General features: G+C 60.6%; 23 protein-coding genes. 13 read left to right on the top strand and 10 right to left on the bottom strand.

The features are described 5' to 3' along the window. Position 1 precedes the first annotated feature (1 nt). The 6 genes from ybeY (at position 2) to trmB (ending at position 6046) form a co-directional block, all read left to right on the top strand. Positions 2 to 508: an rRNA maturation RNase YbeY gene (gene ybeY, locus ABID12_RS05405; protein WP_354433403.1), complete on the top strand. Its 507-nt coding sequence runs from the start codon at positions 2 to 4 to the stop codon at positions 506 to 508. A 13-nt stretch (positions 509 to 521) separates the two neighbouring features. Next, positions 522 to 1736, top strand: coding sequence for a hemolysin family protein (locus tag ABID12_RS05410; RefSeq protein ID WP_106311758.1), 1215 nt, complete (start codon positions 522 to 524; stop codon positions 1734 to 1736). Between the two features lie 20 nt (positions 1737 to 1756). Beyond that, positions 1757 to 3292, top strand: coding sequence for an apolipoprotein N-acyltransferase (gene lnt / locus ABID12_RS05415; RefSeq protein WP_354433404.1), 1536 nt, complete (start codon positions 1757 to 1759; stop codon positions 3290 to 3292). Between the two features lie 209 nt (positions 3293 to 3501). Further along, the gene (locus ABID12_RS05420; RefSeq protein ID WP_319517305.1) at positions 3502 to 3915 is read left to right on the top strand and encodes a helix-turn-helix domain-containing protein; all 414 of its coding nucleotides are present in this window, start codon (positions 3502 to 3504) and stop codon (positions 3913 to 3915) included. A gap of 184 nt (positions 3916 to 4099) precedes the next feature. Then, positions 4100 to 5338, top strand: coding sequence for a methionine adenosyltransferase (metK, locus tag ABID12_RS05425; protein WP_319517304.1), 1239 nt, complete (start codon positions 4100 to 4102; stop codon positions 5336 to 5338). A gap of 9 nt (positions 5339 to 5347) precedes the next feature. Beyond that, a complete protein-coding gene (gene trmB / locus ABID12_RS05430; protein WP_354433405.1) occupies positions 5348 to 6046 on the top strand; it encodes a tRNA (guanine(46)-N(7))-methyltransferase TrmB in 699 nt (232 codons plus the stop codon). A 21-nt stretch (positions 6047 to 6067) separates the two neighbouring features. Here the strand turns inward: trmB and ABID12_RS05435 are convergent, their stop codons facing one another. Together ABID12_RS05435 and ABID12_RS05440 are read right to left on the bottom strand one after the other, a co-directional pair. Continuing rightward, a complete protein-coding gene (locus tag ABID12_RS05435) occupies positions 6068 to 6325 on the bottom strand; it encodes a BQ00720 family protein (RefSeq protein ID WP_106311713.1) in 258 nt (85 codons plus the stop codon). Between the two features lie 90 nt (positions 6326 to 6415). Beyond that, positions 6416 to 6820, bottom strand: a complete 405-nt coding sequence (locus ABID12_RS05440; protein WP_354433406.1) for an Hsp20 family protein — start codon at positions 6818 to 6820, stop codon at positions 6416 to 6418. A gap of 128 nt (positions 6821 to 6948) precedes the next feature. On the opposite strand from ABID12_RS05440, the gene ABID12_RS05445 reads away from it, so the two are divergent. Further along, complete coding sequence (locus ABID12_RS05445) at positions 6949 to 7893, top strand: nucleoside hydrolase (RefSeq protein ID WP_354433601.1); 945 nt, start codon at positions 6949 to 6951, stop codon at positions 7891 to 7893. Between the two features lie 18 nt (positions 7894 to 7911). Here ABID12_RS05445 and ABID12_RS05450 read toward each other — a convergent pair whose 3' ends face one another. After that, positions 7912 to 8811, bottom strand: coding sequence for a ribokinase (locus ABID12_RS05450; RefSeq protein ID WP_354433407.1), 900 nt, complete (start codon positions 8809 to 8811; stop codon positions 7912 to 7914). A 97-nt stretch (positions 8812 to 8908) separates the two neighbouring features. After that, positions 8909 to 10108: a DNA recombination protein RmuC gene (locus ABID12_RS05455; RefSeq protein ID WP_354433408.1), complete on the bottom strand. Its 1200-nt coding sequence runs from the start codon at positions 10106 to 10108 to the stop codon at positions 8909 to 8911. Positions 10109 to 10266: 158 nt separating this feature from the next. Between ABID12_RS05455 and def the strand changes: the two genes are divergently transcribed. The 4 genes from def (at position 10267) to arsC (ending at position 13054) form a co-directional block, all read left to right on the top strand. Next, positions 10267 to 10815, top strand: coding sequence for a peptide deformylase (def, locus tag ABID12_RS05460; protein WP_354433409.1), 549 nt, complete (start codon positions 10267 to 10269; stop codon positions 10813 to 10815). A 53-nt stretch (positions 10816 to 10868) separates the two neighbouring features. Beyond that, complete coding sequence (fmt, locus tag ABID12_RS05465) at positions 10869 to 11807, top strand: methionyl-tRNA formyltransferase (RefSeq protein WP_354433410.1); 939 nt, start codon at positions 10869 to 10871, stop codon at positions 11805 to 11807. Beyond that, entirely contained in the window at positions 11807 to 12553 is a 747-nt protein-coding gene (gene truA, locus ABID12_RS05470) for a tRNA pseudouridine(38-40) synthase TruA (RefSeq protein WP_354433411.1), read from the top strand. The genes fmt and truA overlap by 1 nt, the downstream gene beginning before the upstream one ends. An 81-nt stretch (positions 12554 to 12634) precedes the next feature. Next, on the top strand, positions 12635 to 13054 hold the full coding sequence (gene arsC / locus ABID12_RS05475; RefSeq protein WP_354433412.1) for an arsenate reductase (glutaredoxin): 420 nt from the start codon (positions 12635 to 12637) through the stop codon (positions 13052 to 13054). Between the two features lie 50 nt (positions 13055 to 13104). On the opposite strand, the gene ABID12_RS05480 is transcribed toward arsC, so the two are convergent. The 6 genes from ABID12_RS05480 to ABID12_RS05505 form a co-directional block, all read right to left on the bottom strand. Continuing rightward, complete coding sequence (locus ABID12_RS05480; RefSeq protein WP_354433413.1) at positions 13105 to 13572, bottom strand: hypothetical protein; 468 nt, start codon at positions 13570 to 13572, stop codon at positions 13105 to 13107. A 72-nt stretch (positions 13573 to 13644) separates the two neighbouring features. After that, positions 13645 to 14229 (bottom strand): hypothetical protein, encoded by a 585-nt coding sequence (locus tag ABID12_RS05485; protein ID WP_354433414.1) that lies wholly within the window; start codon positions 14227 to 14229, stop codon positions 13645 to 13647. Beyond that, complete coding sequence (dapE, locus tag ABID12_RS05490; protein WP_354433415.1) at positions 14213 to 15409, bottom strand: succinyl-diaminopimelate desuccinylase; 1197 nt, start codon at positions 15407 to 15409, stop codon at positions 14213 to 14215. The genes ABID12_RS05485 and dapE overlap by 17 nt, the downstream gene beginning before the upstream one ends. A gap of 87 nt (positions 15410 to 15496) precedes the next feature. Beyond that, complete coding sequence (gene dapD / locus ABID12_RS05495; RefSeq protein ID WP_106311685.1) at positions 15497 to 16348, bottom strand: 2,3,4,5-tetrahydropyridine-2,6-dicarboxylate N-succinyltransferase; 852 nt, start codon at positions 16346 to 16348, stop codon at positions 15497 to 15499. A 209-nt stretch (positions 16349 to 16557) separates the two neighbouring features. After that, complete coding sequence (locus ABID12_RS05500; RefSeq protein WP_354433416.1) at positions 16558 to 17184, bottom strand: EF-hand domain-containing protein; 627 nt, start codon at positions 17182 to 17184, stop codon at positions 16558 to 16560. A gap of 90 nt (positions 17185 to 17274) precedes the next feature. Continuing rightward, entirely contained in the window at positions 17275 to 18012 is a 738-nt protein-coding gene (locus ABID12_RS05505) for a pyrimidine 5'-nucleotidase (protein ID WP_354433417.1), read from the bottom strand. 261 nt (positions 18013 to 18273) lie between these two features. Between ABID12_RS05505 and ABID12_RS05510 the strand changes: the two genes are divergently transcribed. Together ABID12_RS05510 and ABID12_RS05515 are read left to right on the top strand one after the other, a co-directional pair. After that, entirely contained in the window at positions 18274 to 19188 is a 915-nt protein-coding gene (locus ABID12_RS05510; protein WP_354433418.1) for an EamA family transporter, read from the top strand. Positions 19189 to 19361: 173 nt separating this feature from the next. Continuing rightward, complete coding sequence (locus ABID12_RS05515; protein ID WP_354433419.1) at positions 19362 to 20849, top strand: MFS transporter; 1488 nt, start codon at positions 19362 to 19364, stop codon at positions 20847 to 20849. Positions 20850 to 20875: the final 26 nt, after the last annotated feature.

The raw sequence follows: 20875 nt of genomic DNA on the forward strand, positions 1-20875 counted from the left end.
GATGCGTGAATTCGACTATCAGGTCAGCCGGGAAGCCGATGGCTGGCCCAATGAGGAAGCGCTTGAGGCTTTTGTTGCACGTGTGATAAGTGCAGCAGGCGATTATCTGGCAGAGGTTGAAGGGCAGCCCTTTCCTCAGCCCGTGTCGGAGCTGTCGCTAGTGTTTGCCGATGATGCGACCATTCGCGACATCAATGCCGAATGGCGGGACAGGGACAGCGCCACCAATGTGCTCTCCTTTCCGGCCTTTCCGGTCGCTCCCGGCGAAATGCCGGGGCCGATGCTCGGCGATATTGTGATTGCCTTTGAAACGGTTGCGCGCGAGGCCGAGGCGCTCGAAAAGAGCTTTGACGATCATCTGACCCATCTTCTGGTGCATGGATTCCTGCATCTTTTGGGTTATGATCATATCGAAAACGACGAAGCGGAGGTTATGGAGGGGCTGGAGACTCGCATTCTTGCCACACTTGACCTATCTGATCCTTATCAGGGCAGTGACCCTCTCTAACGCCTAAGGAACGATGAACCAGCAACAGACAGTGCCGCTAGCAGACAGCGGTCAGGATGCCGAAGACGGCTCCACACTCGACGAGCCCAACAGTCCGGTCTCGGACAAAAATCCTCAAAAACATGTCGGCTCGCCGCTGCGGGGCCTTTTGTTGCGCTTCAAGCGCAACGGAAACGGCTCTTCGCGCCTGCGCGAGGATCTGGAAGATGCGCTTTCGACCGAGAGCGCAGGCGACAATGATTTCTCGCCCGAAGAACGGGCGATGCTCAACAATATTCTCCGCTTCCGCGAGGTGCGGGTCGAGGACACCATGGTGCCCCGCGCCGATATCGATGCGGTCGAGCAGGGAACCACGATTGGCGATCTATTGCTGATTTTCGAAAACTGCGGCCATTCGCGCATGCCGGTCTTCTGCGAAACGCTGGATGATCCGCGCGGCATGGTGCATATCCGCGATCTGCTCGCCTATCTGTCCAAGCAGGCACGCGGCCGCCGGCGTGCGCGGCCGGCAAATGCGCGGGATGCGGCCAAATCTGCTTCGGCCAGAAACGCGGAGGTCAAACCGACCGAGCGCCACGCGAAACCGCAGCAGAACCCGCTCGATCTCGGCAAGGTCAATCTCGACAAGACGGTCGCCGAAGCCGGCATCATCCGGCCGGTGCTGTTCGTGCCGCCGTCGATGCTGGCCTCCGACCTGTTGCAGCGCATGCAGGCCGGCCGCACCCAGATGGCGCTCGTGATCGATGAATATGGCGGCACGGACGGCCTCGTTTCCCACGAGGATATCGTGGAGATGGTGATCGGCGAGATCGACGACGAGCATGACAGCGAGGAGGCGATGTTTACCCGCGTCTCCGAGGACGTGTTCCTGGCCGATGCCCGCGTCGAGCTTGAGGATATCGCGGAAGCCATCGGCCCCGATTTCGAGATCGGCGAACATGGAGACGATGTGGATACGCTTGGCGGCCTGATCTTCTCCGCCATTGGCCGGATACCGGCGCGCGGCGAGGTGATACAGGCGTTGCCGGGGTTCGAGGTGCATATTCTCGATGCCGACCCGCGCCGTATCCGCCGTGTCAGGGTGCTGCGCAAGCGTGGTCCCGCCCGCCGCCGTTCGGCGGCAGCGGTGCGCACCGGGACACCCGGCCAGGATGAACCGCGCGAGGCTGAGCCCGTTGATGCGCTGCCGGCCGACGATACCGTGATCGACGAGCGCTCGGAGGGGTGAGCATCGGGCGGAATGTGCCATTGACGAATAGTGGAAATCCGCTGACGCGGCTTTCCGGCTATCTTCAGAAACTGGGTCCCTGGCAAGGCCGGATCGTCCTTTTCGTCTGCGGGGCGGTGGCGACCTTTGCGCTGGCGCCGTTCGGTGTGATGCCAGTCATGTTTGTCGCCATACCTGTTCTGGTGTGGATGATGGACGGGGCGCTGGCCGGAGCCGCAACGTTGCGTCAACGTCTGCTTTCGGGTTTTGCCTGCGGCTGGTGGTTCGGCTTCGGCTATTTCGTCTTCGGTTTGTGGTGGCTCGGTGTCGCCCTGTTGAAGGATGCCGGTCTTTATGCCTGGGCGCTTCCTCTGGCTGTTGTCGCCTTTCCGGCTGTGCTGGCCGTTTTTTACGGGCTGGCCGGGGCGCTGGCGGCGCTGTTTTGGGCAAGGGGGCCGCTGCGGCTTGTCGCCCTTGCCGTTGCGATGATTGCGGTTGAGTGGCTGCGTGGCCACGTGGCGAGCGGGTTTCCGTGGAACGCCATTGCCTATACCGCGATGCCGAGCCCGGTCTTCATGCAGTCGGTCCGCCTGACGGGGCTTTACGTGATGGGCGGTTTTGCCGTGTTCATCTTTGCCGCGCCGGCCCTTCTTGCCGACCGGCGCGGACGTCTGGCCGGGTTATCGCTTGCCGTGCTGCTTGTGATGATCGATTTCGGCTATGGCTGGTATCGCCTCGATACAGCCGAGCCAGTCGCGGAGAAAACCGTCAATTTTCGCCTTGTGCAACCGGCTGTCGGTGATGAGGCATGGCTGAGCGAAGAGGGGCGGGCAGAGATATTTGCCAGGCTCTTGGCGCTTTCCTCTGAAGCAGGTGAGCCGGGAGCGCCGCAGCCGGATGTGATTGTCTGGCCGGAAAGTACCCTGCCGTACCTGTTGGAGACACGGCCTGATATTCGCACCGCCATCGGTGAAATGCTGAAACCCGGCCAGGCGCTTGTTCTCGGGGCGGCCCGCCTTGCCGGGCGCAAGCCCGACGGCTGGCCCGAATTCTACAATGCGATCTATGTTCTCGATGACAATGGGCAGACCGTTTCCATCGCCGGTAAGACGCATCTGGTTCCCTTCGGCGAGTATCTGCCATTCTCCGACTTCTTCAGGTCAATCGGCCTTGAGGCGCTTACAAGGCTGCCCGGCAGCTATGTGCCCGCCGAAAACCGCCAGATGCTGGTTTTGCCCGACGGGCTGAGCCTGTTTCCGCTGGTCTGTTACGAGGCCAGTTTTCCGCGTCTGACAACCGGCCAGACCGCTCAGACATCGGCCCTGCTCAACCTTACCTATGACGCATGGTTCGGCCGCACGCCGGGGCCATACCAACACTTTGCCCAGGCACGGATCAGGGCGGTGGAAACCGGGAAAAGCCTGATTCGGGTCGGGGAAAACGGTGTTACCGCTGTCATTGATTCGCGCGGAAAAATTATCCAGCGGCTTCCTTTCGACGAACCCGGGGTAATGGACGTACCGGTTGCGTTACCTTGGATTGTACCCCCGGAGATAGACGACAAAAAACTACCCTAAAGTGTATAAGCTCTATTCCATTAGGTGGTGTTTATTCATCCCATGGTTTTATATTTTACGCGTAATTGACCACAATACCCCAAAATTGCATAGTGAAAGCGCTTGGCTTTCAACTAGGGCTTTTTATCGCCCAACTCTGATGGTTGCAGATGCTCTGTCCGAGTCAGGCTCGGAAGTCAGTTGTAAAGCTGCTAAAAGTAGGATGAGAAATGACAGAAAACAAAAAAAAGCCGAACCCCATCGACATTCATGTCGGGAGTCGGATCAGGTTGCGCCGTACCATGTTGGGCATGAGCCAGGAAAAGCTTGGTGAAAGCCTCGGAATTACATTCCAGCAAATCCAGAAATACGAAAAGGGCACCAATCGCGTCGGTGCCAGCCGTCTTCAGAACATTTCGACAATCCTGAATGTTCCGGTGTCCTTCTTCTTCGAAGATGTGCCCGGTGATCAGGGGGCGAATGCATCGGGGATGGCCGAAGCGTCGAGTTCCAGCTATGTGGTCGACTTCCTGTCGTCCTCGGAGGGGCTGCAGCTCAACCGCGCATTTGTGAAGATCGGAGACGCGAAAGTACGTCGCAAGCTGGTGGACCTGGTCAAGTCACTGGCGGCCGAAGCGGACTGAGGCTTCGAAGCGTCTGAAACAAAAACAGCTCGGAAGGTTGCTGCGGCTGCCTTTCGGGTGTTGTTTTGCGCGCGATTCCGGGAATTTTTTAGCGATATAAAGATATATTTATATTGTTGTGCGCTTGTCATTTTGCGGTTAAGCGTCTAACAAATTCGGGCTAATTTCTATGTGGGGAATCCCGATGCGCACCAATTATTTCTTCACCAGCGAATCCGTTTCCGAAGGACACCCTGACAAGGTCTGCGACCGGATTTCCGATGAAATCGTGGATCTGATTTACCGCGAAGCGGTCAAGACCGGTGTCGACCCGTGGTCTGTACGGGTGGCCTGCGAGACGCTTGCCACAACCAACCGGGTCGTGATTGCCGGTGAGGTGCGGTTGCCGCCGAGCCTGATGAAACTCGACAAGCACGGCAACGAGATCGTCAATCCCTCGCGTTTCAAGTCCGCCGCGCGCCGCGCGATCCGCAATATCGGCTATGAGCAGGATGGTTTTCACTGGAAGACCGTGCGCATCGACGTTCTTCTGCATGCGCAGTCGGCGCATATCGCCCAGGGCGTTGACAGTTCCGCCGACAAGCAGGGCGACGAAGGCGCGGGCGACCAGGGCATCATGTTCGGTTTTGCCTGCCGCGAAACGCCGGAACTGATGCCGGCGCCGATCTATTACGCCCATCGCATTCTCCAGAGGCTTTCGGAAGCCCGCAAGGCGGGCGAGGGCGACGTCGCGCTTCTCGGCCCGGATGCCAAGAGCCAGGTGACAGTGCGCTACCACAACGGCAAGGCAGCCGAGGTGACATCGCTTGTGCTGTCGACACAGCATGTCGATGAAAGCTGGGATTCCCACAAGGTCCGCAGTGTCGTCGAACCCTATATCCGCGAAGCGCTTGGCGAACTGCCGATCGCCGATGAGTGCGTCTGGTACATCAACCCCACCGGCAAGTTCGTCATCGGCGGCCCGGATGGCGATGCCGGTCTGACCGGCCGCAAGATTATCGTCGATACCTATGGCGGTGCGGCCCCTCATGGCGGCGGCGCGTTCTCCGGCAAGGACACGACCAAGGTGGATCGCTCCGCAGCCTATGCGGCGCGCTACCTTGCCAAGAACGTGGTGGCGGCCAATCTTGCCGAGAAATGCACGATCCAGCTGGCCTATGCCATCGGCGTTTCGCAGCCATTGTCGATCTATGTCGATCTGCATGGCACCGGAAAGGTGAAGGAGGAGGATGTCGAAAGGGCGATCCGTGCGACCATGGATCTGTCCCCGTCTGGCATTCGCCGCCACCTGAACCTCAACAAGCCGATCTACGCCAAGACCTCGGCCTATGGCCATTTCGGCCGCAAGGCGGGGCGTGACGGCTCGTTTTCCTGGGAGCGGCTCGATCTGGTGCGGCCGCTGAAACAGGCGTTGAAGAACTGATCTGCTGCCGTGAGCGATAACAGCCAACATCAGGCCGGCAAGGCTTTTTTCGGACGTCGCAAGGGAAAACCCCTGCGCGACAGGCAGGCCCGTAATCTCGCGGAAGTGCTGCCGGCACTGGCGCTCGACCCGCACGGGACGGCGCCGCAGGACCCGCGATCGCTCTTTGCCGCAGATGTCGGCACGGTGCGTCTCGAGATCGGTTTTGGCGGTGGCGAACACCTTCTGCATCGGGTTCGCGAAAACCCGGAGATCGGGTTCATCGGCATCGAGCCCTTCGTGAATTCGATGGCAAAGCTGCTGGGGCAGGTGGAGGGAAGCGAACCGCCGAACCTGAGACTTTACGACGACGACGCCGTTACCGTTCTCGATTGGCTGCCGGATGCCTCACTCGATCATATCGATCTGCTTTATCCCGATCCGTGGCCGAAGCGCCGCCATTGGAAGCGCCGTTTCGTGTCCAGCGTCAATCTCGACCGGTTTTATCGTGTGCTGAAGCCCGGCGGACGGTTCTGCTTTGCCTCCGACATTGATTCCTACATCAACTGGACGCTGCTGCACTGCCGTGATCATGGCGGCTTTGACTGGCAGGCGCGGTCGTCGGAAGACTGGCTCAGGCCTTATGAAAACTGGCCTGGAACGCGCTACGAAGCCAAGGCGCGTCGGGAAGGGCGCTCGAGCGCCTATCTGACATTCGTGAAAGTTTGATCCGGCGTTTTGCCGCCTGCGTCAGTGTAGTGTCACGGTCTTCAGGTCTTCTTCCATGGCCTTGAAGAAAATGCTGGTACGGTTTTCGGTCAACAGCAGCAGCGTTCCGTCTGCCCGAAACAGCGCCCAGAGCTTTTCTGCCGATTTCAGCCTTTCCGCATCGGGAAACTGGCGAAGCGCTTCTTCCCGGTCAAATGCGCGGAAATAGCCAAGGTGGCCTGCGCCGAAGGCGGCGAGCTGATCGGTTTCGAAAGCGGTTGCCGCGGACGGAAATTTCATGGGAACGGGCGCCTTTGTCTTTTCGCTGTGATGTCGGCACAGGCGCTGAAAATATCGTTTTCCCAACGACCTGCCTGCATGTTTCAAAGGCTATTGTGAAACCGAAATCTTAATTTTTCGTACCTCTTGCGGCCGTCTGGCGATGTCGATTGCGAGAAGGCCGCGATCGAGTTTCGCGCCGACAACCTCCATCCCGTCCGCCAGTGCGAACTGCCGGCGGAATTGACGCCCGGCAATGCCGCGAAACAGGTATTCGCCGTCTTCCCGTTCTTCGCGATTGCCGCTGACCACGAGAATATTGTCCTGTGCAACGGCATCGAGTTCGCTTTCATCGAAACCGGCAACGGCGAGCGTGATCCTCAGGAAAATGCCGGCCGGTTCATTCGGAAACCATTCGACATCAAACGGCGGGTAGCCGGATGCGCCCTTGAGTGCAGCGTCCTGCGCACGGTTTTCCAGCATTGTCGGATTGATACGCAGGTCGATTCTCGGCATTGGGCTGCTCCGGTCCTTGTTCTTGCGATATGGGGCATCGGCACAAGCGTCGCAAGACCGCATCGGCTTGACAAGTGCAGGACCAGTCGCCATTCACCAATTGGTATTTCACCAGGGCAGAGACGGACATCATGAGCGCACGAAAAATCATCATCGACACCGATCCCGGGCAGGACGACGCTGCGGCGATCATGCTGGCGCTGGCCAGTCCAGAGGAGCTCAATGTCCTCGGTATCACGGCTGTTGCCGGCAATGTGCCGCTGGCGCTGACCGAGCGCAATGCCCGCATCGTGTGCGAATTGTCAGGGCGGCCGGATATGAAGGTTTTTGCCGGCTGCGACCGCCCGCTGCGCCGACCGCTGGTCACCGCCGAGCATGTGCATGGCAAGACCGGTCTTGACGGTCCGGAGCTCGACGAGCCGACAATGCCGCTGCAGGCGATGCACGCCGTTGATTTCATCATCGAAACCCTGAAGAGCGAGCCGGAAAATACCGTCACGCTTTGCACGCTCGGTCCGCTGACCAATATTGCGACGGCCTTCGAAAAGGCGCCGGAAATCATCGGCCGGGTGCAGGAAATCGTGATGATGGGCGGTGGTTATTTCGAGGGCGGCAATATTTCGCCGTCGGCCGAGTTCAACATCTATGTCGATCCGGAGGCCGCCAAAGCCGTATTCGCCTCCGGTATTCCGATCGTGATGATGCCGCTTGATGTGACCCATCAATTGCTCTGCCTGAAGGAACGTGTCGACAAGATCGATGCGATCGGCCGGCCGGCGGCGCAGGCCATGGCCGCAATGCTGCGCTTTTACGAGCGCTTCGACCTGGAAAAATACGGCTCGGACGGCGGGCCGCTGCATGACCCGTCGGTAACGGCCTATCTGCTGAAACCGGAGCTGTTTTCCGGGCGTCACTGCAATGTCGAGATCGAGACGGTTTCGGAGCTCACGCTCGGCGAAACCGTCGTCGACTGGTGGCATGTAACCGATCGCAAGCCGAATGCGCTGGTGATTGGCAAGGCCGATGCGACCGGGTTTTTCGCGTTGCTGACGGAGCGGCTGGCCCGTCTCTGATCTGGCGGGTGCCCGCTGTTACAGCCGTTTGGCGACTTCGTCAGCGGTCGGGATCGAGGGCTGGGCACCGGGTTTGAGGCAGGCCAGGGCGCCGGCGACCGAAGCGCGGTGGGCCGCAGCCTCGAACGAAAGCCCCTGTTCCAGGCCGCTGGCAAGATAGCCGCAAAACGTATCGCCCGCGCCGACTGTGTCGACGGGGTCGATTTTCAGCGCATCGATCTTGAAGAAAGCGCCTTCATGCATGGCGATGACGCCGTCGCCGCCAAGGGTGATCACCATGGTCTGGCCCGTGCGGTCGTGATGGGTCTTCAGCATCGCGATCCGGCCTTCGCTGCCGAGCTCTTCCGCACCGACGAGGCGCTCGAACTCGGTTTCATTGGCAATGACGATATCCGCCAGCGCGGCAAGTTCGGCGGCCTGCGGTGTCAGCGGCGCGGTGTTGAGAACGGACGTCACGCCCTTCTTGCGGGCGGCTTCCAGTGCAGCGCGGATGGCCGGCGCCGGAATTTCAAGCTGCAGCATCAGAATATCGTCCGCCGACATGCGATCCACGGCCGCCCGGGCGTCATCTTCGTTCAGCGTGAAGTTGGCCGCGGCATTGAGCACGATGACGTTCTCGCCGTCGCCCCCGACAAGGATCGTCGCCGTGCCGGTTGCTCCGTCGGAGATCTTGAGCGCCGACAGGTCGACGCCGGCATCGGCCAGAAGTGCGGTTGCCGGTGTGGCGAATTCATCGCTGCCGACCGCGCCCACCATCGCCACATGCGAGCCGGCGCGGCGGGCGGCCAGCGTCTGGTTTGCGCCCTTGCCGCCGGGAGCGGTGGAAAACGAAAGCCCGGCCACGGTTTCCCCCGGTTCCGGCAGGCGCTCGGTGGTGCTGATGAGATCCATGTTGATGGACCCGAAAACCGTGATCATGGCAATGTCTCCTCGCATCGTGTTGATAGTGGCGAAAGCAATCCCTTCGCCAAACGCCGTTTTCTGCGGTTTTATTGCCAAGTTGCGGCAATGACAATCAGTCCTCGTCGACGACGCGCAGTTTCATGCGCCCGACGCCGGACGTGGCCGGATCATCTGCCTCGTCGGGGGTAGACGGATTGTCATTCCTATCTGCTGCCGGGTCTGCCCGGGTTTCGAATTCAAGCGCACCGATCCGTTCGCCGCGCCGGGCAATTTTTCCGGTCGAGACCCGGATCTGTTCGACATCCTGCCGGGCCTGCGAGAAATGGCTGTTGAGCTTTTCCACGCGCTCGTTCAGCCGGCCGAGATCGCCGATCAGATGGGCGACCTCGCCCTGAATCAGATGGGCCTGTTCGCGCATGCGCTGGTCCTTCATGACCGCCTGCACCACCTGGATGGACAATAGCAGCAGTGTCGGCGAAACGATCACCACGCGGGCTGCATGGGCGCGCTGAACGCTTGCCTCGAAGTGTTCGTGGATATCGGCGAAGATCGATTCCGACGGCACGAACAGGAAGGCGGTATCCTGTGTCTCGCCGGGCAGCAGGTATTTGCCGGAAATATCGCGAATATGGGTGTCGAGGTCGCGGCGGAAGCGCTGGCTGGCGGCGCGTTTCGCGTCATCGTCCTGCGCATCGCGCAACGCGTTCCAGGCCTCCAGCGGAAACTTGGCGTCGATCACCAGCGGCGGCGCGCCATTGGGCATGTCGACCACGCAATCCGGCCGTGTTCCGTTTGAAAGCGTGGCCTGAAACCGGAATGTGCCTGCCGGCAGGGCATCGGCGATGATTGTCTCCATGCGTCCCTGTCCGAAAGCGCCGCGGGTCTGCTTGTTCGACAGGATCGCTTGCAGGCCGACGACGTCCCTGGCGAGCGACTGGATATTGTTTTGGGCTGCATCGATCACCGCAAGCCGCTCCTGCAGACGGCGCAGATTTTCGTGCGTGGTCTGGTGCTGCTGATGCAGGGTGGAGCCGATTCGCCGGGACAGGCCATCGAGACGGGTGCCGAGCGAGGCATCGAGCTCCGCCTGCCGGTTACCGAAAAGCTCGGCCATGGTCGCCATCCGGCCCTGCATCTCCGTCTGGGCGCGGACCAGATTCTGCAACTCGCGTTCAAGTGTGTCCGCGCGCCGGCCCGTACCCCGCCTGAACGCCGCAATGACGATGGCGGCGAGGAGTGCCAGCAGGAGGACGACACCGAGGCCAATCATGCCGGGCCCGGCTGTCGCGATTTCATGTGCCAGTCGTTCCATCCTCGCTGTTCCTTCCGTCCGGGGAGACTAGCATAAATCGACGTCTTGAAAAGATCAAAACGTGAACGTATCTGATAATGGCGTGGATCGCAATGAACGGTGGCTTTGGGCGAAACGAAACCGTTTCTTCTTTGCCAAACTTGCGCTAAGGGAAACGCATGACGACGATGCCTTTGATAATTCTGCCGGACCCGCTGCTTCGCAAGGTCTCCGAACCGGTCGAGCGTGTAGACGACGACCTGAAGAAACTTGCCGGCGACATGCTGGAAACCATGTACGAGGCGCCCGGTATCGGGCTGGCCGCGATACAGGTCGGCGTGCCCCGGCGCATGCTGGTGGTCGATGTCACCAGCAAGGGCGAAGATGAAGATGGAAACGCCCCGGAACAGGAGATGGAAAAAAATCCTCTTGTTGTGATCAATCCGACCATTCTTTCCTCTTCCGACGAACGCTCGGTTTACGAGGAGGGGTGCCTGTCGATCCCCGAATTCTTTGCCGAGGTCGAGCGTCCCGCAAGCGTGCGGGTGGGCTATACCGATCTGGACGGCAAGCAGCAGGAAATCGAGGCCGATGGCCTGCTTGCGACCTGCCTGCAACACGAGATCGACCATCTGGATGGCGCCCTGTTCATCGACTATCTCTCGAAACTGAAGCGCGACCGGGTGATCAAGCGGTTTGCCAAGGCGGCGCGGCAGCAAAAGCTGTAGGCTGCGGCCGGCAGCTTGCCAACAGAACTGTGAACATCGCGAAAGGACGGACAATGGCGCTCAGGATCGTTTTCATGGGAACGCCCGATTTTGCCGTTCCGACCTTGCGGGCGCTGTGCGAGGCGGGACATGAAATCGCCTGCGTCTACACCCAGCCGCCGCGCGCTGCCGGCCGGCGCGGCCTTTCCGAGGTCAAGTCGCCGGTTCATCAGGCCGCCGAACTGCTTGGCCTTGAAGTGCGCACGCCCGTCAACTTCAAACAGGACGAAGATCGCGCGGCATTCCGCGCGCTTGATGCCGATGTTGCGGTGGTGGTCGCCTACGGTCTGATCCTGCCGGAAGCGATCCTCTCGGGAACCCGTCTCGGCGCCTATAACGGCCATGCCTCGCTGCTGCCGCGCTGGCGCGGCGCGGCCCCGATCCAGCGCGCCATCATGGCCGGTGACAGCGAGACCGGCATGATGGTCATGCGTATGGACAAGGGTCTTGATACCGGCCCCGTCGCGCTTACCGAAAAAGTCGTCATCGGCGCGAACATGACCGCCGGAGACCTCCATGATCAACTGATGCTGAAGGGCGCGAAGCTGATGGCCAAAGCCATGGCAAAGCTGGAAAACGACGACCTGCCGCTGACCCCGCAGGCCCAAGATGGCGTGACCTATGCGAAGAAGATCGACAAGGGCGAAACCCGGATCGATTTCACACAGCCGGCAGAGGTGGTGCACAATCACATTCGCGGCCTTGCTCCTTTTCCCGGCGCCTGGACCGAGATGCCGACAGAGCGGCGCGCCGAGCGCGTAAAAGTCCATGAAAGCCGGATTGGTGAGGGCAGTGGCCCGGCGGGAACGGTTGTTGACGGAACGCCGCTCACCATCGCCTGCGGCACAGGCGCCGTCTGCCTGACACGGCTTCAAAAGGCCGGCGGCAAGGTGCTTCCGGCTGAGGATTTTCTGCGCGGCAATCCGCTTGCTCCCGGCACGGTCCTGTCCTGATGCCGCGCTACCGTCTCACGGTCGAATATGATGGCACGCCCTATGTCGGCTGGCAGCGGCAGGCGACGGGGCGGTCCGTGCAAAGTGCGCTGGAGGAGGCGGTGAAGGGCTTTTCCGGCGAAGAGGTGACGATCCGCGGCGCGGGGCGCACCGATTCCGGCGTTCATGCGCTCGGCCAGGTCACCCATTTCGATCTGGGCCGCGAATGGAGTGCGTTCACCCTGCTCAATGCAATCAACGCCCATCTGCGTATTGCCAGAGACAGCATTGCCGTAACGGAGGTGGTGCCGGTCGACGATGATTTCGACGCGCGGTTTTCCGCCCTCAAGCGCCATTATCTCTATCGCATCATCAATCGCAGGGCCCATCTGGCGGTCGATCACATGCGCGCCTGGTGGGTGCCGCGCCCGCTTGACCACGAGGCCATGCACGCCGCCGCACAAAGGCTTGTCGGCCGTCACGACTTTACCACCTTCCGCTCGGCGCAATGCCAGGCGAATTCGCCGGTGCGCACGCTGGACTGGCTCGATGTGACCCGCACCGGCGAGGTGATCGAAATCCGGGCCTCGGCGCAGAGCTTTCTGCACAACCAGATCCGCTCCTTTGCCGGTACGCTGAAACTGGCTGGCGAGGGCAAGATGAGCGCCGACGATGTTGCTGCCGCGCTTCAGGCCCGCGATCGCAGCGCCTGCGGAACCGTGGCCCCGCCCGAGGGGCTTTATTTTCTGCGGGTAGACTATCCGTGATTGCCGGTGCCTAGCGACTTGCATCCGACACGGATTTTACGTATCAATAATTCCAGATTTATGGATATGTTGGAGTCCGCCATGCCGGTGACGATCTATCACAACCCGAAATGCGGCACCTCGCGCAATGTTCTGGCGATGATCCGTCAGTCCGGCGTGGAGCCCGAAATCATCGAATATCTGAAAACACCGCCAACGCGTGATCGCCTTGTGGCGCTGATTGCGGAAATGGGCATTCCCGTGCGGGATCTCCTGCGCCGCAAGGGCACGCCTTATGACGAACTGGGACTGGACGACCCGGCGCTGTCCGACGATGCGCTGATTGATGCGATGATGGACCATCCGATCCTGATCAACCGGCCGATTGTCGTGACCGCCAAGGGCACAAAGCTTTGCCGTCCGTCCGAAACCGTGCTGGATATTCTGGAAAACCCGGATATCGGCGCGTTTTCGAAGGAAGATGGCGAGGTCGTGGTTCCAGCAAAGGGCAAGTCCGAGTGAATTCCGGCGGCGAGGGCAGCATGCCCGTCGCCGCCGATGTGCTTTTCAACTCAGTTCGGTTCGAAACTCTGTCCCGCGACGCAGGCAATGCGGGCAGCGTTGGGCTGTTCGGGCAGCAGCGCATATGCGGTGCGTTCCTCACGTGTCTCGCAGATCGGCCGCTCGATGGTGGTAAACCCCTTGTCGACAAGGCAGCGATTGATGAAGCGATTTCGAAGCCGCTCATTGGTGTCGTAGCTGTAACTGGTGACGGGGGTGGTATAGCCGCCGACCTCACCGCAATAGGTCCTGTCGCCATCGGTATTGCAGTCAATGAAGCCGGGAACGCTGTAGCCGCCGGAAACCTCGGTCACCATGTTTTGCGGCACTTCCTTCAACGCCTGAATGAAGCACTGGTCATAGGCTTCCTGACGTTCGGCGCGGGTGCTGCCTTCCTTGTAGAGCACATCGATCGGCCCGGTCTGGCAACCGGTCAGCGCTGCAAGCATGGCAATAGAAAGAAACGATCTCGTTTTCATACCCTCACACCCCCAATAAAACGTCGCATTACGATTGCGGCAGCAGGCAGTGCTGTCAAGCCGAAGCGCCGGTCACCCGCCCACGATATAGCGTGTGCCAAGGTCGGTAATCAAAAGCGCTGTGATCGCCGAGGCGATGATGGCGGTCGCTGTCGGCAGCGCCTTGTCGTTCATCAGCAGGTAGACGATCCGGATTTCGAGCAGGAATGCGGCCAGCACGACAGCCTGGAAGAGCAGCAGCAATATGCTGGCCAGCGGCTGAAGGCCGGTGGCGATCAGAAAGATTGCCAGAGCCGCGAAAATATTGATCGGCAGGGAAATCCAGTTGGTGGTGACCACGATCTTCAGAAACGAGCGCGGCATGCCCGAGACCATGCAGACGACACCCAGCACGACAATCGGCCCCATCCAGCCCAGCCCCTGGACCAGCGCACTTCTGAAAACCGTCTCTGCGCTGACGGTTACCGTTTGCGGCATCAGCCTTGAAAGGCTGACAAGTTCGCTGGCGACCATGAAGGGAAAGGAATAGGCAAGCGCCCAGAACGAACGCGCCAGACCGCGTTCGGTAAAATCAAGATAGCGTGTGTGGGCCGGATTGGCCTTGATCAGAAGCCAGAGGCCCCGCATGTAGAACAGGATTTCACCGGGCGTCGGCAAGGGCAAACCACCTTTCGATGAAATGGCCATAGATTTCGGTCAGCGTCTCAAGATCGGCCACCGGCACATGTTCGTCAACCTTGTGCATGGTCTGGCCGACAAGGCCGAATTCGACAACCGGGCAGTAATCCTTGATGAAGCGCGCATCGGAGGTGCCGCCGGTGGTGGAAAGGGCAGGGACCTTGCCGGTTACGGCCTCGACGGCGGCGGCAAGACTGCCCGACAGGCGCTGGTCGCGGGTCAGGAACACCGGGCTTGCCCGGCCCAGCCATTCGACATTGAACCGTGCCGCATCGCGTCCGGGGCGAAGCGTGTCGTCAGCGGCGGCGCGTTTCAGCCGGGCGTTGAGCTCGGCCTTCAGCGTTTGCGCGCTCCAGATATCGTTGAAGCGGATATTGAAGGTGGCGGATACCGATTCGGGAATGACATTGGTGGCGGTGTTGCCGGTATCAACCGAGGTCACTTCCAGGTTGGACGGCGGGAAAAGATCGGTGCCGTCATCGAGCGGCTTGCCCATTAGCGCATCAAGCATCGCCGTCATCGCCCGCAGGGGGTTGTCGGCAAGGTGGGGATAGGCCACATGGCCCTGCGTTCCCGTCACCGTCAGCCTGCCTGTCAGCGATCCCCGGCGGCCGACCTTGATCATGTCGCCGAGCGCATCCGGGTTGGTCGGCTCGCCGACGAGCGAAGCGTCCCAGTGTTCGCCGCGTTCCCTGGCCCATGCGAGCAGTTTTTCCGTGCCGTTGATGCCGGGGCCTTCCTCGTCGCCGGTGATCAGCAGCGATATCGAGCCGGGCAGGGCATGGCCTTTTTCGACAAGCCTGGCGACGGCGGCAATGAAGCAGGCGATCCCGCCCTTCATGTCGACGGTGCCGCGGCCGAACAGAAGACCATCCTCGATTTCGGCGGCAAATGGCGGGTGGCGCCAGGAGGCTTCGTTGCCGGGCGGCACCACATCGGTGTGTCCGGCAAACATCAGGTGCGGGCCATCCGAGCCGCGGCGGGCATAAAGGTTCTCCACATCCGGCGTGCCGGGTTCGCGCCCAACCATCCGCTCGACCGAGAAACCGAGCGGTTTCAGCATTGCCTCAAGGGCGGAAAGCGCCCCGCCTTCTTCTGGCGTGACAGAAGGGCAGCGGACAAGCGTTTCGAGGACGCGGACGGGATCGGTGACGGTCATATGAAGATATCCGGACGCTTTTCTGCTGTTGCTGGCGATCGGGCCCCTGCCGGAAAACCATCCGGCAGGGGCCGCTTTTTTTCAGGATCAGTCGCGCAGAAGCTCGTTGATACCGGTCTTGGAACGGGTCTGCGCATCGACGCGCTTGACGATGACGGCGCAGTAGAGGCCCGGTCCGGGAGCGCCGTTGCCCATCGGCTTGGCGGCAGGCAGCGTGCCGGCAACGACAACCGAATAGGGCGGAACCTCGCCGAAGCTGATTTCACCGGTTGCGCGGTCGACGATCTTGGTGGACTTGCCGATGAAGACGCCCATGCCGAGCACCGAGCCTTCGCGCACGATGCAGCCTTCCACGACTTCCGAACGCGCACCGATGAAGCAATTATCCTCGATGATGGTCGGGCCGGCCTGCATCGGCTCCAGCACGCCGCCGATGCCGACGCCGCCGGACAGATGGACGTTCTTGCCGATCTGGGCGCAGGACCCGACGGTTGCCCATGTATCGACCATGGTGCCTTCATCGACATAGGCGCCGAGATTGACGAAGGAGGGCATCAGAACGACGCCGGGGGCGATATAGGCAGAGCGACGCACAACGGCGTTGGGCACGGCGCGGAAACCGGCATCGCGGAACTGGTTGTCGCCCCAGCCTTCGAACTTGGAGGGCACCTTGTCCCACCAGGTTGCATTGTCGGGGCCGCCCTTGACGACGCTCATGTCATTGAGGCGGAAGGAAAGAAGGACCGCCTTTTTCAGCCACTGATTGACCTTCCAGGGGCCGTGTTCCTGGCGCTCGGCCACCCGTGCTGCGCCGCTGTCCAGCAGGTTCAGCGCATCTTCCACCGCCTCGCGGACTTCGCCTTTGGTCGATACGGAGATCTCGGCGCGGTTTTCGAATGCGGTTTCGATGGTTTTTTCAAGCGATGCGTGGTCGGTCATTCTGTCGTCCTTTGAAAGTCGCGCTGAACAGGCGCGGAAGAATCCGGAGGTCTCAAACCTTCCAACATGCTCTAGGCGAGGTGCGCCAGTGCGTCAATCTCTGCCGCCGTGCCGCACAAACGCAAATGCCCCCGCCAAAAGGCGGGGGCATGCCGATGAAGCGCATCGGACGCGACCGATGGAGACGGTCTGGAAATGCTGTTTAAGGTTTACCAGCGCATCGGGCGATCAGGCAGGTCATCAACGGTGATCACCATATCGCCGTTGCGGTCCATGCGGGAAAACATTCTGGCGGCCGTATCGGAAAATTCCTGCTCGGAAACCTGCCCGCTGCGGTCACTGTCGGCACGGATAAAGAAAATCCGCTCGATATTGCCGCGATGGTGCCCCTGCCAATTGCGGTGATGACCCGCGCCGGGGCCCATCCGGTGATGTCCGCCGTCACGCATCGCCATGTGCGGCTTCCAGCCGTTGCGGTCCCGGTCACTGTCGCCGCTGTTTTCGGCGATCCCGGCCTTGTCGACCGAGCGCTCGGGGCGGGGATTGTTCTTGCGGAACTCTGCGATCCTGGCCTTGCGGTAGTCGGAAAATTCGCCGGGTGTGATCACGCCGTCTTCGTTGACGTCGATTTCCGCGAAGCGGCCGCCCTGAAAGGCGATGGCTTCTTCCTCGGTGATCTTTCCGTCCTTGTTGGTGTCGGCATTCTTCAGAAGATAGATGAAGCCGCGCTCTGCCGGTGCGGGTCCGCGCATATCCCGTGCGATGCCTGGCGTTGCGGTTGCGCCAAGCGCGCATGTTGCGGCGATTGCCGTCAGTGTCAGATATTTCCCGGTCATGGCCCAAATCCTCGTTCTGCCGTGATGACAGCCATGAGGGTAAGCGAAGGGAACAGTAAAGCCGACTTAATTATCCGAAAGGTACCTGAATTATCGGTAATTCATTTTCGGTTCATCAAAATAGCCAAGCACCGTGCGGACAAACCCGGTCAGATCTTCCGTAACATAGTCGATGTGGCCGGTCTGGTCATCGAGCCGTTCGAAAGTCTGGGCAAGGCCGTATTCCAGATTGGGCGGTACGATCAGCACGGTTTTCATGCCGAGCGCCTTCGGCTGATGCAGATTGCGGGGCAGGTCTTCGAACATGGCGGCATGGCCGGTGTCGACGCCGGAGCGGTCCAGAAAACGGGCATAGGCATCGGCCTCCGGCTTGGGCGTGAACCCGGCCGCAACGATATCGAAAATATCGTCGAAATGGTCAAGAATGCCGAGCGCTTCGGCGGTCTTTTGCGCGTGCGCCACGGAACCATTGGTGAAAATGAACTTGCGTCCCGGCAAAGCCTTGATCGCCGCCCCCAGAACCGGGTTCGGCTCCAGCACGGAGTAATCGATCGCATGGGCCTTTTCGAGAAAATCATTGGGGTCGATGTCATGGTTGATCATCAGCCCCTGCAAGGTCGTGCCATGGTCACGGTAATAATCTTTCTGCACCCTGCGTGCATCCTGCTCCGGCAGAGACAGCAGTTCGGCCACATAGGCCGTCATGTTGCGGTCGACCTGCGAAAACAGATCGACCTGGTGCGGATAAAGCGTGTTGTCGAGATCGAAGACCCAGTCACGGATCGTGGTGAAATCGGACGCTTCGGGGTGTGATTTCGGCTTGGTCATGATCTGCTTATGGCAGAGCCGACGCGCGAAGGAAACTGCTTTCCGTCAGGCCCTGCTTCCGGGGCGGGGAAGACTGTGGTAGGCATGAGCCATGAATACCGGAGCGATCAGACCCTGCCATCGCGGCGCGATCATCCTGCAGGACAGAAAGCGCCTGCCGGTCCGGTTTTTCGCGACCTTTTGCAAGACAGTCTGCGGGCGGCGCGCCTCTGGCGTGAACTGAGCCCCACCCTCCGTCTTCACCACGCAAGGTCTTATTCCATGGAACTCTGGATCGGCATCACCTTTGCCGCAGCCTTTCTGCAGAACATGCGCTCGACGCTTCAGAAATATCTGAAAGGGCGTATGGCCACGCTCGGCGCAACCTTTACCCGTTTCGGCTTCGGCCTGCCGTTCGCCGCGCTTTATTTCGCAATTCTGATCTTCGGTCTCGGCCGGCCGGTGCCGTCGGTCAACAACGCTTTCCTGTTCTGGGCGGTGATCGGCGCTGCCGGGCAGATCGGCGCGACCTTCCTGCTGGTCTATCTGTTTTCGTTCCGCAATTTCGTGGTCGGAACCGCCTATTCGCGCACCGAACCGGCACAGGCCGCCATCCTCGCCTTTATTTTCTTCGGTGCTACCATCTCGTTTGCCGCCATTGCCGCCATCCTGATCTCGATTGCCGGTGTCATGCTGATTTCGCTGTCGCGCAATGATGTCGGGGTTGGCGGTCTCATGCGCGGGCTTTTGACCCGCACTGCGCTGATCGGCATTGCATCGGGCACGTTGTTCGGGCTTTCGGCGGTGGCCTATCGCGCGGCCTCGCTGTCGCTGGCGGCAAGCCTGCCGCAACCGGATGCCATCATGCAGGCTTCCTTCACGCTGGTGGTGGTCATCGCCATCCAGACGCTGGCGATGCTGGTCTGGATGCTCGCCTTCGATCGTGGCGAACTGGTCAAGGTGGCCAAAGCCTGGCGCCCGGCGCTTGCCGTCGGTTTCGTCGGCGCCACGGCGTCCTTCGGCTGGTTTGTGGCGATGACGCTGCAGCAGGCGGCGATCGTCAAGGCGGTGGCGCAGGTGGAAATGCTGTTTTCCTTTGCAACATCTGTGCTGGTGTTCAAGGAAAAGATGACCGGCGCGGAGGCTATAGGCTGCACGCTTGTCGTTCTCGGCGTGCTCACGCTTCTGCTCGCCTAGAACGCTTCAGGGTGAATGGCCGGTTTACGCCACCCCGAAAGGGCGGCACAAATTCCTTGCGGCAGAACCCTTCCAATTCACGCTGAAACGCTCTGGTTGCGATTGACTTGCATGCCGCCAGCGGCAATTGATGGTTGAGAAGACAGCAACAGGCGGTGGCAGCGGGGACATGAATGACGGAAGCTTCTGAAGTGGGGGCGGCAGCCTGGCCGGGGCGCTGGTTGGCGATGTCGGTGCTGATTGCCGCATCCTTCATGAACCTGCTCGATGCCACCATCGTCAACGTTGCGCTTCCCGTCATTGGCCGGGATCTGAATGCACACAGTTCCTCACTGGAGTGGATCGTGGCCGGCTATGTCATGGTCTTCGCGCTGGCGCTGATGCCCTGCGGGCGGCTTGGCGACATCATCGGCAAGAAACGGATGTTCCTTATCGGCGTCGGTTTCTTCACCCTGGCGTCTGCCTGTTCCGGTGCCGCGCCAAACATCGGGGCACTGGTGGTCGCGCGGCTTTGTCAGGGGCTTGGCGCTGCAATCATGGCGCCGCAGGTTCTTGCGCTGGTCCAGGACATGTTTGCCTCGAAGGAACGATCCAGCGCATTTTCCCTGTTCGGGATCGCCAGCGGCATCGCCATTGTCTCCGGCCCGCTGATCGGCGGCTGGTTGATTGCCGTCGATCTGTTCGGGCTTGAATGGCGTTCGATCTTTTATATCAACGTCCCCGTCGGGATTGCCGCCGTGATGGCCGGCCGCATTCTGATTCCCGATATTGCGGCGAGCGAGCGGCCGGTGCTGGACACAACGGGCGTCATCATCATCGCGTCCGCCTTCGTGCTGCTGATCTTTCCGCTGGTTGAAGCGCGCCGGTTCGGTTGGCCGTTGTGGTGTTTTGTAATGATCGCGGCGGCTTTCCCGGTGTTTGCCGCGTTTTACTTTTTCGAGCGCCGGCGCGACAATAACGGCCTGTCGCAACTGCTTCCGGTCTCGCTGATGCGCAATCATGCCTATGCGCTCGGCGGTCTCATCGCGCTGATGTTTTATTCGACGCCGGCCGGCCTGTTCATGACCTTTGCGATTTTTCTCCAGCAGGGATTTGGCTTCACGCCGCTTGAGGCGGGGTTGAGCACCATTCCGTTTCCGCTCGGCGCGTTCCTGTCGGCTTTTACCAACAGCCGCCTTTCCGACCGGTTTCTCAAGGGCCGTATCCTTGCCGCATCGGCGGTCATGGCTGTCGGTTATCTGGCGCTCTTCATTGTCGTTCAACACGCTGACCGGAACCTGGCGATCATCGACTTCGCGCCGCCGCTGTTCATCTGTGGCTTCTCTCTGGGCATGACGGCTTCACCGCTGTTCCAGATCATCCTGTCTGATGTGCCGGCACGCGATGCCGGGTCGGCCTCCGGCGCATTGCAGGCTATTCAACAGGCCGGCAGCGCTCTCGGGATTGCCATTGCCAGTGCACTGTTCTTCTCTATGATCGCGCAACGGCAACAGGCCGGAGCTGAAACGGCGAATGCCTATGTCGCAGGATTTTCCGCCAGCATCGGCTATATGATCCTGGCCATGGCCACGGTTTTTGTCGCGGCAATCTTCATGCCCGCGCCTGCGCTCAGGGCATCCGGCGTGAAGGCAGACACCGGCGGCATGATGCCCGGTTTGTAGAAGATAGCGGGTGCCGTTGACTTTTG

The sequence above is a fragment of the Martelella mangrovi genome (assembly GCF_040545495.1).
GTDB classification, from domain to species: domain Bacteria; phylum Pseudomonadota; class Alphaproteobacteria; order Rhizobiales; family Rhizobiaceae; genus Martelella; species Martelella mangrovi.